Here is a 14,001-nt window from a genome sequence, read left to right as displayed (position 1 = left end):
AACCCCCTGTACAAATTGAATCTCATGAGCGCAAAACAGGCTCTGTTTTAGCATGTACAGTTGAGGACAAAAACAAGCTGTCAGTTATAAACAAAAAAAGGAACGATTGAGATCGTCCCTTGTGTCATTAATCTTCTTCGTCTTCTTCTGGTCTTGCAAAAACAGATGGGTTTTGATAAGACTGCTGCATATAAGGCTGTGCTGGATAAGCACCCATTTGACCATATGGAACAGGGTTTGGATAATGTCCAGGCCATGGTTGATGATGCTTCATCCCATCATCGCATCCGCAGTCTTCCTTGCCATATGCTTCATTTGGAGCGTTTGGATAAAAGCCTTGATTGGCATTCGCATTCGCTCCTGCATTTGGATGCATATGGTGGTGCCAGTGATGCCCATCGTTTGCATGATGCTCGTGATTTTCACCGTAATAAGCTGGTGCTTGATACGCAGGGTAATACGGCTGAGCCGCCGGATAAGGGTACGGCATCATGTGATGGTGATAATACGGCTGTACTGGATAACAAAGGCCTGATCCCGGTAAAATAGGAGAAGCGGGTACCATTTGCTGCGGATATGGATACATTGCTGGCATGTAATGACCATAACCATAATAAGGATCATATGATTCTTGATGATGGTGGTGATGCTCTTTATTTTCAGCCATGCCCCCTACTGCTGCCCCTCCAACATTCGGCATTTGCGGGAAATTAGGAAGGTTTGGGTAATTACTATGCTCCATATCTTTTCCCTCCTCTTTTTGATGTGGGATATGAATGAATGGATCATATCCCTTTGCCACTTCATCTTTGAAATGATCCTTATTTTCATGATGAAAATGGTCCTTGTGATCTTTATGATCCTTTTTCTCATGAACATGATCTTTCTTTTCATGAACGTAATCTTTTTTCTCATGATGTTCTTTTTTGGGAGGAGGCGTGAATGGCTGGTAGAGATTCGTCTGATAATAGTTTACATCAACTTGTGGAAAAACTGGCTGTTCAATCTTTGGTACTGGTGGCACATAAGGTACCGGTTCATTCGGCTTTTCCTTCGGCTTCGTATCTTGAACTTGCACGACATCCTTTGGCTTTTCTTTTACATACGGGTGTTCTTTTGCTTTTGGCATTTCTTTTGCTTTGTGATGATCGGTTTTTACAGGAACACCACTAGATGGAATTTTGATTTTCATTCCTGGCATAATCAAATCTGGATTACTGAGCTGCGAATTTAATTTTTTCAATTCTTGAAAGTCGACTCCGTACTTCTTTGAAATTTTCCAAAGGGAGTCTCCTTTTTGCACAATATGAATTTTCAACGTTTTCCCCTCCTATGCAAAACGTGAACGTAGCGGTTATGTCAGAAGTACAATATGTTTCAACATAAATTTATGCCTATTTACAAGCCGATATGATAAAAACTTGTTTTCTGATAGGAGGGGACACTTCATTATTTAATGGTGAGCATCTTATTTAAAGCGAGCAATGCCTCTTTTGTCGTCTCTTCATTCACTTGAATCAAACCGACCGGCTCCCCTTTTTCAATGCTTTCAAGTGACCATAGTAGATGAGGCAGATCAATACGGTTCATTGTCAAACATGGACACATATCTGGATTGAGGGATTCGATTTGTTTGTCAGGGTGCTGGTCAATGATGCGTTTCACTAAATTCATTTCTGTTCCAATGGCCCACTTACTTCCTGCTGGTGCCTGCTTGATCGTATCAATAATAAATTTCGTTGAACCAGCTAGATCAGATGCCTTTACGACTTCATGCGTACACTCTGGATGAACAAGAATCTGTATGTCACGGTCACGTTTTCTCGTTTGTTCAATATTCTCAATGGTAAATTTCTCATGAACAGAGCAATGACCTTTCCATAAAATCATTTTGATTCGATGAAGCGGTTGGTCGGTGATGAGCTTTTCTTCTATTTGATCCCAGACAGCCATTTCCTCTAGCGGAATCCCTAAATCATAGGCCGTGTTACGCCCTAAATGCTGATCAGGTAGAAAAAGAATCCGCTCTTTTTGGGTCAGCGCCCACTCCAATACTTTTTTAGCGTTTGAAGATGTGACAGTCGATCCGCCATGCTTGCCGACAAATGCTTTAATATCAGCCGTTGAGTTTACATAAGTCAGCGGAAGGATCGTATCTCCAAACAGCTCAGTGAGCTGATCCCACGCCCTGTCTGTTTGTTTCATATTCGCCATATCTGCCATTGAACAACCTGCTCTCATATCTGGCAAAAAGACGTGCTGATTCTTTTTTGATAGCATATCGGCCGTTTCTGCCATAAAATGAACCCCGCAAAATACAATGTATTCTGCTTCGTGATTGTCAGCAGCAATTTGTGCAAGCTGCAATGAATCACCTGTCACATCAGCAAATTGGATGACTTCATCTTTTTGATAATGATGACCCGGTATAAAAAGCTTTGATCCAAAGGCGCGTTTAATCTCTAATACTTTCTCTTTCATTTCATCATAAGTGCGCTGTTTATATTCATCTGGCATCATGGCTGTATGCTGTGCTGCTAACACATCAAGCATGGACATGAGTCGTTCCCCCTTTATGGCTGAATTCCATATTCATACTAAAATCGAATGATGGAGCAGAATGTGTGAGGAATCCAAGTGAAATAAGGTCTACACCTGTCCCCGGTAGTTAGCCACATTCTCTAACGTGATGCCGCCTGATGCCTCTGTCAATATGGTTTCAGGGTCATTTGTTTAAAGCGCTTCACTTCGTCTGGAGAGCAGTTGTCAAACATGATGACATCTGCTTTGGCTTCAATGGCTTCCATCAGCTGTGCTTCTGATTCAATTTCCACTTCAATTTTCACCATGTGACCGGCGTATGCTCTTGCTTTCTCCACAGCTTCCCTGATAGAACCACAAGCCGCAATATGATTATCTTTAATCATCACCCCATCGGATAAGCCGAAACGATGATTCTTTCCGCCTCCGACTTTTACTGCGTACTTCTCCAGCATGCGCAAACCGGGTGTCGTCTTTCTCGTATCACATATCGTAATAGATGGATCAGCTAATCGCTCTACTGCTTCATTCGTTAGTGTAGCAATCCCTGTCATTCTTTGCAGGATATTCAACACCACCCGCTCCCCTTTCAGCAAGTCGTTGACGGGGCCTGTTATTTGTGCCAGTACAGCCCCTTCATGAATCCAATCACCTTCCTGGAAAAACAGCTCAGTTTGAACTTGTTCATTCAGCAGTTTGTATCCCATATCAATGACTTGTGTCCCGGCCAATACGCCTGATTGTTTCGCCATGATGTAAGCTGTTCCTTTCTTGTCTCCAAAGATGGCATCAGCGGATACATCTCCAAACCCAATATCTTCTTTTAAAAAATGAGTGAGCATTTGCTTTAACTGTAAACGTTCCATTTGGCACCAATCCTTTCATTTTTTACGATGTAAATATGGCCCTGTTCATGTACAATCTGTTTTGCTCGCCACGAAGCATCGTGCCGATTAGGATAATCTGTGCGATAATGACCACCCTTGCTTTCTGTTCGGAGTAATGCGGATTTGACAAGGCATATGGATAAAGCCCATTGATTCGTTATTTCGATCTGTTCATTTGTGATATTCTTCACATTGATTTGCTGAAAAGAGACTTGTTCTAAATGATCGAGCAAAGTCTGTAAGCCTTTCTCATCTCTCACAATTGCGGCATATGCTGTCATCCATTTTCTGAGCTGAGCCAGTGACACCGTTGGGACAGACCATACTTCTTGAATGGAAGGAGCAAGGTTTTTATCTTGCCGGGCTTGCAACCGCTCAATATACCGTGCTGCGTTGTTTCCTAAAACGAGACCTTCTAAGAGCGAATTACTTGCCAATCGATTGGCGCCGTGTAAACCTGTACAAGCTGCTTCACCAATGGCAAAAAGTGATGGAACTGTTGTTTCTCCATGTTCATTCACCTTAATTCCACCCATTAAAAAGTGCATACCGGGTGAAACTGGCAGCCTTCCGCTTGCCATATCAACTCCCGCACGCTGACACATTGAAGCAATCGCAGGAAAACGTGCAGAAAAATACGGAATATCACGGATGTTCAGATAAATGGAATGACCGAGTTGCTGCTCATGGAAAATGGTCCTTGCCACCACATCTCTAGGCGCTAAATCGCTCTGCGGGTGAATTCCTTCCATGATCCGCCTGCCTGATTCATCTTCTAAATAGGCGCCCTCTCCCCTGACTGCCTCTGATACGAGACCGATCGCTTTACCTGAAGTGGTCAAAAGGGTCGGATGGAATTGCACAAATTCGAGATCTACTAGCTGTGCCCCTGCGCGATAGGCCATCATCAGACCGTCTCCTGTCACAGACGGATCATTTGTGTTTGTTTCATATAAGGACCCACAGCCGCCAGTGGATAATACAACTGCATCTGCGGTCATTGTATGTACATGACCTTTTTCGTCTTTCCACACGACACCGGTACATACCCCTTCATGAACTAATAGATCCATGACATGATGGTTTTCATATACATGAATGTGTGAGCCGAGCTTCCCTTTCAAAAACTGCACGAGGGTTTTTCCTGTTTGATCTCCCCCTGCATGCAGAATACGATGGGTCGTATGGGCTCCCTCTTTACCTAACTGCGGAATTCCCGTTTCATCTCGATCAAATGGGCAACCCTCTTCTACGAGCTTCTTTACAAGATCTTTTCCATGACGGACGATCTCCTGTACAGTTTTGTCATCATTGTGACCACACCCCGCAGCTAAAGTGTCTTGCACATGCTGATCGACAGAATCATGTGAAGAAAAGGCTGCAGCAATTCCCCCTTGTGCGAGCATGGAATTACTAGAGGAAAATTGTTTTTTTGTCATCATAATGACTTGGCAGTTCTCTGAGATCGTATTCACAAAGGAAAGAGCCGCAATGCCTGACCCCACCACAATGACTTTTTTGATAGATGACACAATTGCCCCTCCTGTCATTTACACCTGTCTTGACACATATCATTACACAACACTACAATAAATACAAGAAAAAATTTTCACACAGGAGATGGATGGATTTGATTTATTTAGATTATGCAGCTTCTACACCTGTTTCTGAGGAATCACTGCATGTATTTCAGCAGTTGAGCAAAGAATGTTACGGAAATGCGAGCAGCCTGCATGATGCAGGAGGAAGAGCAAATGAAATCTTGGCTTATAGCAGACAATCACTTGCAGCGATTCTAGGGGCGAACCTGATAGTATTTACTTTACAAGTGGCGGAACTGAATCCAATATCCTCGCGATTCAATCGATCATAAATGGGCTACCTCCACATAAACAGCATGTCATTACCACATCAGTAGAGCACCCTTCCGTTCATCATGCGGTTAATGCCTTGCAGCGTCTCGGTGTGAAGGTGACGATCATAGAACCGAATCAAGAAGGAATTATCACAAAGGAGATTCTCAAACAGGCTCTATTGCCTGAAACCGGACTAGTATCCATCCAGCATGCCAACTCAGAAACTGGGATTATTCAGCCATTAGCTGAATTAGCAACGCTCTTAAAAGAAAGAGATATTCTTTTTCATACAGATGCAGTGCAGACATTCGGAAAAATGCATGTGTCGATTAAAGAACTTGGAGTTGATGCCCTCTCCATTTCGAGTCATAAAGTGTATGCACCTAAGGGCGCCGGTGCTGTCTATATGGGAGCACATGTCCCTTGGAAGCCTATATATCAACATACTGTTCAGGAAAATGGTCTACGCCCAGGGACAGTGAACGTGCCATGCATCGGTGCTTTTGTAGCTGCGAGCGAGCAAATCATGCTGAAAATAGATCAACAGCAACAGCTAGATATTCAGCTTCGTGATTATTTTCTTCAGCAGCTAAAAAAAAGGCAGCTGCCTGTCCGCATGCTGCAAGAAAGTGACCAGCGCCGCACGCTGCCTCATATTATTGGTTGTTTTTTTGAAGGGTTTGAAGGACAATATGTAATGTTAGCTTGTAACCGGCATGGGATTTGTATATCCACAGGAAGTGCGTGCGCTTCTGGTTATCACCACCCTTCCCCTGCTGTGAAGGCATTACATGTATCAGATCGTGATGCCCTTCAATTCATTCGACTATCATTTGGACGAGGATCATCAAAGGATGACATCGATCAGCTTTTGCATACATTTGAGAGCTTGCAAAAGGAGAAGAAAGGAGCATAAAACGTGGAACAAGAGAGAAAACTCATTGGCGAAGATAGAAGAAACGCCATTTTAAAGTGGCTACAAGAGACTGATACACCACTCACCGGAAGTTTTTTAGCTAAAAAAGCCGCTGTCTCACGACAAGTCATTGTACAAGATATTTCATTACTCAAAGCAAAAAACGAACCCATTATTGCCACAAGCCAAGGCTATGTGTATATGGCGCAGCATACACCGGAAACTGAAATTGAACAGATTATCGCTTGCAAGCACGATCCTCATCGTACAGAAGAGGAGCTGACACTGATTGTAGACTACGGTGTAACGGTGAAAGACGTGATCATTGAGCACCCTGTCTACGGGGAGCTGACGGCCTCTATTCGAGTGAGTACGCGCAAACAAGTGGCTGACTTCGTTCATCATATTTCTAATACGGGCGCCTCCTACTTATCAGAGCTGACAGACGGCGTACACTTACATACCCTTACTTCATACAGCCAAAAGCAGCTTGACCAAGCCATTCAAGCGCTTGATGACGCTGGATTTCTCATTAAAGACTAAAAAAATAGTGTCCCCAAGAGGACACTATTTTTCATTCGTTAATTCATATGTTTGATAGCTGCCGAGTAGTTTCACTTCACAGCCAATTGCTTCTAATTCTTGAATGGCGCCAGGGACAAGTACATCATCCATCTCTTTTTCGATATCAATGATAAATAAATAGTGTCCAAGGCCTGTTTTTGTCGGACGCGATTCAATTTTGGACAAATTGAGATTCCGCCATGAAAAAGCTGATAACACACGGTGCAATGCACCTGACTGATCATCCTTTGGCAGGCTGACAACAATGGTCGTTTTTGGCTTTGAAGAAAAACCAGAATTCATTGGGAACGATGCCTTCGCCTCTTTATGTAAAATGACAAAACGTGTATGATTGTGCGGATAATCATGAATGTCTTTTTTCGCAATCGTCAATCCGTACGTTTTTGCGGCGATTTCATTCGCAATCGCACCAACAGCTTCATCTGGATGCTCACTGATGTATTTCGCTGCATAGCCTGTTGATTCCACTGGCCGATGCGGGATATTAGGAAACTGTCTCTTCAAAAATTGATGACACTGCGCAATGGCGTGCGGATGTGACTGAATCACATCTAATGTCTCCCAGCTCTCCGCTCTCGATGGATGGACAAGCAGGTGCTGGCGAATCGGTGCTGTCATTTCGCCCACAATGGACAAAGCGTCCTCATGAATTAAATAATCAATCGTTAAGTTCACAGATCCTTCGAGTGCATTTTCAAGTGGAACGACCGCCAAATCTACTTCTCCCTTTGACACGGCATCCATACATTGCGGAATGGTTGCATAAGCCCGCTGCTCTGCATCTTTTGGAAAACAAGAACAGACAGCCAAATGAGTAAATGTGGCCTCTGGTCCAAAGTAACCTACCGTTAATTGCTTCATCTGCTATGATCTCTCCTTTTACGCCCCAGAACCTAGAATTTCAACTTTTTCGACAAATTCAAGTTTTCTTAATTGATTCATGACTGTATTAATATCATCTGCCATGCCGGCCGTACTGATCGACAGGGTAACATTCGCTCTTCCTTGCAACGGAATCGTTTGGTGAATGGATAACACATTACAGCCAGAGTCAGCCACAATTTGCAGCAGCCTAGACAGAGCCCCAGACCGATCCTCCAGGTGGAAAAACAATGTGATGATCTGCTCTTTGACCATCGTATAAAATGGAAAAACAGCATCTCGATATTTATAAAAAGCACTGCGGCTTAAATCCGCTTTTTGAACAGCATCGGCAACTGAATCCGCTTTTTTGCGATCGAGAAGCTTTTTGACTTCAAGCGTTTTTCGCATCGCATCCGGAAGTACATCCTCTCTTACTAAATAGAACGTTTCTTCTTTCACCTGTTTTCTCCCCTTTTAAAAACGGGAGAGCCCATGAACTGGACCCTCCTTTTGATCAATCGATAAATTCAAATTCAAATTCAAGCAGACGAATGATGTCTCCATCTTTTGCACCACGTTCACGCAGGGCATCATCAACGCCCATTCCGCGCAGCTGTCTAGAGAATCGTTTCACTGACTCGTCTCTTGAGAAATCTGTCATCTTAAACAGTCGCTCAAGTGCTTTACCAGTTAAGACAAACGTACCATCAGGATCTCTTGAGATCTCAAATGCTGCTTCTCCTTCATCAAACTTGTACATCACACGGTTATCAGAGAGCTCTTCTTCATTGTAGAGCGGGAATTCCGGTGTTGTTTCAAGCTGATTGGCGATTTCAAATAAGAGCTCACGAAGCCCTTCTCTTGTGATCGCACTAATTGGGAACACTTTATAGTCATCTGTTAATTTTTCTTTAAATGCCGCTAGATTGTCAGCTGCATCCGGCATGTCCATTTTGTTCGCTACAATGATTTGCGGACGCTCTGTCAATCTCATATTGTATTGCTCAAGCTCTTCGTTAATCGTCACGTAATCTTCGTATGGGTCACGCCCCTCAAGTCCAGACATATCAATGACATGGACAATGACACGTGTACGTTCAATGTGGCGTAAAAATTGATGACCTAAGCCAACACCTTCGTGCGCTCCTTCGATCAGTCCTGGCAGATCCGCCATGACAAAGCTTCGGTTATCGTCTGTTTCAACCACTCCGAGGTTTGGCACAAGCGTTGTAAAATGATAATCCGCAATTTTTGGTTTCGCAGAAGAGACAATCGAAAGCAGCGTTGACTTCCCGACACTTGGGAAACCAACAAGTCCAACATCTGCAAGTACTTTTAATTCTAAGATGACGTCACGTTCTTTACCTGGCTCACCGTTTTCAGACAGCTGTGGTGCAGGGTTTGCTGGTGTTGCGAAGCGTGAATTTCCACGTCCTCCACGTCCACCTTTGGCAATCACAGCCCGCTGTCCATGCTCTGTCAAGTCAGCTAGTACTTGTTCCGTCTCAGCATCTGTCACAACTGTACCCGGCGGAACTTTAACAATCATTTCTTCCGCATTTCGGCCATGCTGGTTTTTACTCATTCCATGCTCACCGCGGTCCGCCTTGAAATGACGCTTATAACGAAAGTCCATTAACGTTCTGAGTCCTTCGTCTACTTCAAATACTACATCTGCACCATTTCCGCCGTCGCCGCCTGCTGGCCCGCCTTTTGGCACATATTTTTCACGACGGAACGCCACCATACCGTTTCCGCCGTCACCGCCTTTAACATACACTTTAACCTGATCTACAAACATAACTTCCTCCGTTTCTCTGCATCACATATCTCGTTCTTGCCTCAAACAAAGCTCAATCATGGACTCATGATTCGTCACATGAAATTGCGTTATACTCATACATGGATAGTTTGCGTCATGAAACGCATTTAACGCATCCAAACTTGTTAATTTTCCTTTGAAATCAAAATATAAGATCACATCATTCTCTTCATGATCCGTTTGGAAAGTGACCGTTAAATGATTTTCAGTTTTTTGGCAAACTGATTGATCGAATATCGAAAACAACTCCCGTGATACCGTTAGCAGCTGCGATTCATATGCTGATAAGTCTCGGGTTTCACCAAGCACTTCATATTCTAGGGTGATAAAATGCGACTCCCAATTAAAGGTTAGAAAGTAATAGGCCAATTGGGGAATTTTTAAATTTGAGAGTTTGGATTCATGCTGTGCTTCAATGACCATTTCTTCTATTATTTCGAACACTCGGTCATATTTTTCTAATGTCAAGTTGCCTTTGATTAACTGCAATTTATTCATCCAGTCGTGTCTTGAACGACTAAGCAGATAGATCAATTCATTTGTTAATGCAACGTGAGTTAATTTTTCATTTTCTTTACTTGGTATCTCTTCCATTATCGCACTCCCAATCGTTTGGTCTCTCTTTTAGGAGTCTTATCATCAATATGTCTCCCTGAATTATAACAGAGAAGACAGCATAGAAAAACACTAGTTATGTGAGGAAAGGTTGTTTTTTCTGATCGTATAGGAGAAAATGAGGCAAAGTCAGCAAACGTTCTTTGATATTTATGGAGTGCATCTTCTTTTATCATCTTCGGTACTGCTTGTAAAAGTGAAAAAAACTCCAGTCAATGACCGGAGTTTTTAGCAATTATTGTGCCGCAGGATATACGCTCACTTTTTTACGGTCACGACCGAAACGTTCGAATTTAACTGTTCCGTCGATTTTAGCGAAAAGAGTGTCGTCGCCTCCGCGTCCAACGTTTTCACCTGGATAGATTTTCGTTCCACGTTGACGATAAAGGATAGAACCACCAGTTACGAATTGACCATCAGCACGTTTAGCGCCTAAACGTTTAGACTCAGAGTCACGTCCGTTCTTTGTAGAACCTACCCCTTTTTTAGATGCGAAAAATTGAAGATCTAATCTAAGCATGAAGTTCACCTCCTATTTTTTTGTAGATATTCTCACATAATCGTGATAATCTCGTTCAATTGTTTCTAAGGAAACGACCATGCCTTCTAAAAGCAACTGGGCTTTTTCAAAGGTGACTGGATCTGTATCAGCTGGCAGTTCAAAAGAGAAATACCCGCCTTCATCTCCAATATCAAGCAGTGGATCCATTCCTGTCAGTGCAATAATTGAATTGACTGACCCGAAAACAACAGCAGATACACCTGCACAAACGAGATCCTGACCTTTTTCAGCAAACTCGGCATGTCCAGTCATCTGAAAAGACGTAATGCTTTCATCTGCTGGCGACCGAGTAATGGTTGCTTTGATCATATCACTCACACGCCTTAAGCGTTGATTTTTTCGATAACAACTTTAGTGTAAGGTTGACGATGACCTTGTTTCTTGTGGTTGTTTTTCTTCGGTTTGTACTTGAACACAGTAATTTTCTTACCGCGACCTTGTTTTTCAACTTTAGCCGTTACTGTTGCTCCAGCAACTGAAGGGTTACCCACTTTGACAGTGTCTCCGCCGACAAACAATACGTTTTCGAAAGTAACTGTTTCACCTGCTTCAGCAGCTAGTTTTTCAACATAAACAGTTTGACCTTCTTCAACTTTTACTTGTTTACCACCAGTTTCGATAATTGCGTACATCTCTGCACCTCCTAATAAACTCAGACTCGCCGAATACAGGGGGCCAATAGGCACTTTACACCTGCTCCGCGCGGTTGTAGCACGGGTGCTACATATCCATAACATTAAAAAATATATCAAATTAGACGCTGAATGTCAATGTATTTTCACCATTAGTACGGCAAAAGAAGATCTTCCATGGAAGAGGTGGTTCTTCGATCTGAAAAATAAGCATGGAGCAATTCATTTTCATCGAGCTGGCTCATTTTCACACCATTCCGTTCGATAATAATGGGATGCTTACAGCCCCTTTGGAATCGCGCCATCACTTCATATATTTTCTCCTCAGCACTGGCTCTCAGCGGAATGAGTTTCTCTACCTTTTGCTCTTTTTTACCGTAATAACGTTCTAGTAAAAAACGTACCCTAATATAATGCCGCTGCCGGTGCTCCATCACAAGCGAGTAGGCTAAAAAAGTGAGCAGGATCCAGCCGTTGAATTGCAGCGGAGCAAAACAGAGTAACCCTGCTGTCAAAAGACCGAAAAAAATGAGAGATCCTTTTATTGCAAGGGCATGTGCCTGTTGGAAAGGGTAAAAAACAGATAAGAGCAAAAAGAATAATTTCCCGCCATCAAGCGGCCAAATGGGCAAAAGGTTCACTAGAAAAATTGCTACATTATAAAAAGTAAACATCGTAAAGACGTCATATGAGATAAGTGAGGCTTCCATGAGAAGCCAGGCGACGAGCTGGAGCGGGACATGCTGAAGCGGTCCGCATAAAATGACCGCCAGCTCTTCTTTTAGCGGACGGTTCCCGTGCTCTTCTACTTCTACCGCCCCGCCAAATGGCAGTAAAAAAATCCGCCGAATCCGCCAGTGATAATAACAAGCAGCCGCTGCATGTCCAAGCTCATGGACACAGACGATGATGAGCAGACAAAGCAGCGGCTTAATTTGACCTGATAGCAAGGCAAATGCCATGACTATCCAAAGGAGCGGGTGAACATGGACCTTTGTCAGCATGAGCAGCCATCTATTCAAAGGTCATCACCTGAATGGGATCAATAAACTGTTCATTTTGCTTAATGGCAAAGTAATATGTCCCCTTGCCTTGTTCATCAAGCGCAATTTGACCAATTTTTTCCCCTTTATCGACAAAATCGTATAAAGCCACATCAGCTTCTTTTAGTTGGCCGTACCAGCTGTAGCTGTTATCTGCATGCTGCACCACGACTGTGAGCCCCGTATCACTTTTCTTTTTCACTTCTACGACATAGCCTTCTTTCATACTATCGATGGCTTCAGCAGATGTTTCAACTTTGACTCCGGCACCATTTTGCGTGAAGGATTCCTGTACTTTTCCAGAGGCAGGGACAGCCAGTTCTTGATTGGCTTGTACGTCCTTTTGCCCTTCTTTTCTATCGGTTAAAAAGGCAAGTGGGTTTCCGACAGTTTTCTCAAACCACCGGTTGGCGGCGGCAAATTGAAAATCTTGTTCAAAGGTTTGACTGATCATCGGCTTCAGCTGCTGAAAAGGCCCCGCCTGCCCTTTAAATGAAATAGCGGCAATCAGTACAAGAGAGGCAGAAAGTAAACATTTAAGCACAAACGTATTTGAATGAAATAACGGATGGCGAAATTTTTTCGTTTGGTGAGACGTTGACTCGTAGGAAGCCGAGCCAGAATGCTTTTCTTCTTCTGTTAACATGACCCATGGCGGAATATCATCTTTCTTCTTGAAAGCTGCCTTCTTAGGGGCAGCAGCTGGCTGCTTCATTTTGCGGCGCTGCGCTATTTTCTTTCGATACTCGTCCACTCTTTTCATAAGATCACCCTTTACATACAAACAGTTTGTACATTTTATGTGGCGACCTCATATGATATGCAACAAAAAGACCGATTCTCATCGAATCGGTCTCATCTCACGTGAATCATTATGCTCTTACACCGAAAAATGCTTTCAGCTTTGCAAACATCCCTTTGTTTTCTTCTTCAAAGGATTGAAGAGGAACAGATTCACCTAGTACGCGGCGAGCAATATTGCGATACGCAATGGAAACTTTATTTTTAGCATCCATGACAATCGGTTCACCATTGTTTGAAGCCTTAATGACATCATCATCATCGGCTACAATGCCGAGAAGATCAATTGATAAATGATGGACAACTTCATCCACATCCATCGAATCGCCATTTTTCGCCATGTGTGTACGAATGCGGTTCACAATCAAACGAGGCGGTTCAATATCCTCTTGTTCTAGCAAGCCGATAATTCGGTCTGCATCTCTCACAGCTGAAATTTCAGGTGTCGTGACCACAATCGCTTTGTCAGCACCTGATACAGCATTTTTAAAGCCTTGCTCAATTCCAGCAGGGCAATCAATGACAACATAATCAAAGTCTTGTTTCAATGATTGAATTAATTCTTTGATCTGCTCCGGCTCTACCGCCGTTTTATCGCTTGTTTGAGCAGCAGGTAAAAGATACAAAAGATCCTCGAACCGCTTATCCTTCACAAGCGCTTGGTGAATCTTGCATCTTCCTTCTACTACATCGACTAGATCATAAATAATGCGGTTTTCAAGCCCCATCACGACATCTAAATTCCGAAGGCCGATGTCGGTATCAACTAGACACACTTTTTTCCCTTGAATTGCTAGTGCTGTGCCTAAGTTTGCAGATGTTGTTGTTTTGCCAACGCCGCCTTTTCCTGAGGTAATCACAATAGCCTCGCCCAATT

At 43.2% G+C, this 14,001-nt stretch carries 14 protein-coding genes, 2 pseudogenes and 1 other annotated feature; of the genes and pseudogenes, 2 read left to right on the top strand and 14 right to left on the bottom strand.

Annotated elements, in window-relative coordinates; all coding sequences use genetic code 11:
- Positions 1 to 127 precede the first annotated feature (127 nt).
- The 4 genes and pseudogenes from safA to nadB form a co-directional block, all read right to left on the bottom strand.
- Positions 128 to 1,318 carry a SafA/ExsA family spore coat assembly protein gene (safA, locus tag KFQ09_RS16280; protein WP_060832479.1) on the bottom strand — a complete coding sequence of 397 codons (1,191 nt, stop codon included), beginning with the start codon at positions 1,316 to 1,318 and terminating at the stop codon, positions 128 to 130.
- Positions 1,319 to 1,449: 131 nt separating this feature from the next.
- Positions 1,450 to 2,559, bottom strand: a complete 1,110-nt coding sequence (gene nadA / locus KFQ09_RS16275; RefSeq protein ID WP_046527122.1) for a quinolinate synthase NadA — start codon at positions 2,557 to 2,559, stop codon at positions 1,450 to 1,452.
- Positions 2,546 to 3,407 (bottom strand): annotated as a pseudogene (nadC, locus tag KFQ09_RS16270) (carboxylating nicotinate-nucleotide diphosphorylase). The gene nadA and the pseudogene nadC overlap by 14 nt, the downstream one beginning before the upstream one ends.
- Positions 3,389 to 4,960, bottom strand: a complete 1,572-nt coding sequence (gene nadB / locus KFQ09_RS16265; protein ID WP_255835823.1) for an L-aspartate oxidase — start codon at positions 4,958 to 4,960, stop codon at positions 3,389 to 3,391. The pseudogene nadC and the gene nadB overlap by 19 nt, the downstream one beginning before the upstream one ends.
- A gap of 92 nt (positions 4,961 to 5,052) precedes the next feature.
- On the opposite strand from nadB, the pseudogene KFQ09_RS16260 reads away from it, so the two are divergent.
- Positions 5,053 to 6,200 (top strand): annotated as a pseudogene (locus KFQ09_RS16260) (IscS subfamily cysteine desulfurase).
- Between the two features lie 3 nt (positions 6,201 to 6,203).
- Positions 6,204 to 6,743 carry a transcription repressor NadR gene (locus KFQ09_RS16255; RefSeq protein ID WP_048001815.1) on the top strand — a complete coding sequence of 180 codons (540 nt, stop codon included), beginning with the start codon at positions 6,204 to 6,206 and terminating at the stop codon, positions 6,741 to 6,743.
- A 24-nt stretch (positions 6,744 to 6,767) separates the two neighbouring features.
- Here the strand turns inward: KFQ09_RS16255 and pheA are convergent, their stop codons facing one another.
- The 10 genes from pheA to minD all read right to left on the bottom strand — a co-directional run bounded on the left by pheA (position 6,768) and on the right by minD (position 13,999).
- The gene (gene pheA, locus KFQ09_RS16250; RefSeq protein ID WP_017358133.1) at positions 6,768 to 7,646 is read right to left on the bottom strand and encodes a prephenate dehydratase; all 879 of its coding nucleotides are present in this window, start codon (positions 7,644 to 7,646) and stop codon (positions 6,768 to 6,770) included.
- Positions 7,647 to 7,664: 18 nt separating this feature from the next.
- The gene (locus KFQ09_RS16245; protein ID WP_008342790.1) at positions 7,665 to 8,108 is read right to left on the bottom strand and encodes an ACT domain-containing protein; all 444 of its coding nucleotides are present in this window, start codon (positions 8,106 to 8,108) and stop codon (positions 7,665 to 7,667) included.
- A gap of 55 nt (positions 8,109 to 8,163) precedes the next feature.
- Positions 8,164 to 9,450, bottom strand: a complete 1,287-nt coding sequence (gene obgE / locus KFQ09_RS16240) for a GTPase ObgE (protein ID WP_007501521.1) — start codon at positions 9,448 to 9,450, stop codon at positions 8,164 to 8,166.
- 21 nt (positions 9,451 to 9,471) lie between these two features.
- Positions 9,472 to 10,065: a sporulation initiation phosphotransferase B gene (locus KFQ09_RS16235; RefSeq protein WP_008342792.1), complete on the bottom strand. Its 594-nt coding sequence runs from the start codon at positions 10,063 to 10,065 to the stop codon at positions 9,472 to 9,474.
- 256 nt (positions 10,066 to 10,321) lie between these two features.
- Positions 10,322 to 10,606: a 50S ribosomal protein L27 gene (gene rpmA, locus KFQ09_RS16230; protein ID WP_003216586.1), complete on the bottom strand. Its 285-nt coding sequence runs from the start codon at positions 10,604 to 10,606 to the stop codon at positions 10,322 to 10,324.
- Between the two features lie 12 nt (positions 10,607 to 10,618).
- Entirely contained in the window at positions 10,619 to 10,957 is a 339-nt protein-coding gene (locus KFQ09_RS16225; protein ID WP_007501524.1) for a ribosomal-processing cysteine protease Prp, read from the bottom strand.
- Between the two features lie 14 nt (positions 10,958 to 10,971).
- Positions 10,972 to 11,280, bottom strand: a complete 309-nt coding sequence (gene rplU / locus KFQ09_RS16220) for a 50S ribosomal protein L21 (RefSeq protein WP_003216781.1) — start codon at positions 11,278 to 11,280, stop codon at positions 10,972 to 10,974.
- Between the two features lie 12 nt (positions 11,281 to 11,292).
- Positions 11,293 to 11,366: a sequence feature (ribosomal protein L21 leader region), on the bottom strand.
- Positions 11,367 to 11,432: 66 nt separating this feature from the next.
- Positions 11,433 to 12,302 carry a M50 family metallopeptidase gene (locus KFQ09_RS16215; RefSeq protein WP_048001817.1) on the bottom strand — a complete coding sequence of 290 codons (870 nt, stop codon included), beginning with the start codon at positions 12,300 to 12,302 and terminating at the stop codon, positions 11,433 to 11,435.
- The gene (locus KFQ09_RS16210; RefSeq protein ID WP_050827517.1) at positions 12,295 to 13,086 is read right to left on the bottom strand and encodes a M23 family metallopeptidase; all 792 of its coding nucleotides are present in this window, start codon (positions 13,084 to 13,086) and stop codon (positions 12,295 to 12,297) included. The genes KFQ09_RS16215 and KFQ09_RS16210 overlap by 8 nt, the downstream gene beginning before the upstream one ends.
- 109 nt (positions 13,087 to 13,195) lie before the next feature.
- A complete protein-coding gene (gene minD, locus KFQ09_RS16205; protein WP_017358134.1) occupies positions 13,196 to 13,999 on the bottom strand; it encodes a septum site-determining protein MinD in 804 nt (267 codons plus the stop codon).
- Between the last annotated feature and the right edge of the window lie 2 nt (positions 14,000 to 14,001).

The sequence above is a fragment of the Bacillus sp. FS02 genome, from assembly GCF_024398395.1.
Lineage (GTDB): Bacteria > Bacillota > Bacilli > Bacillales > Bacillaceae > Bacillus > Bacillus altitudinis.
This window is presented reverse-complemented; position numbering and strand designations above follow the sequence as displayed.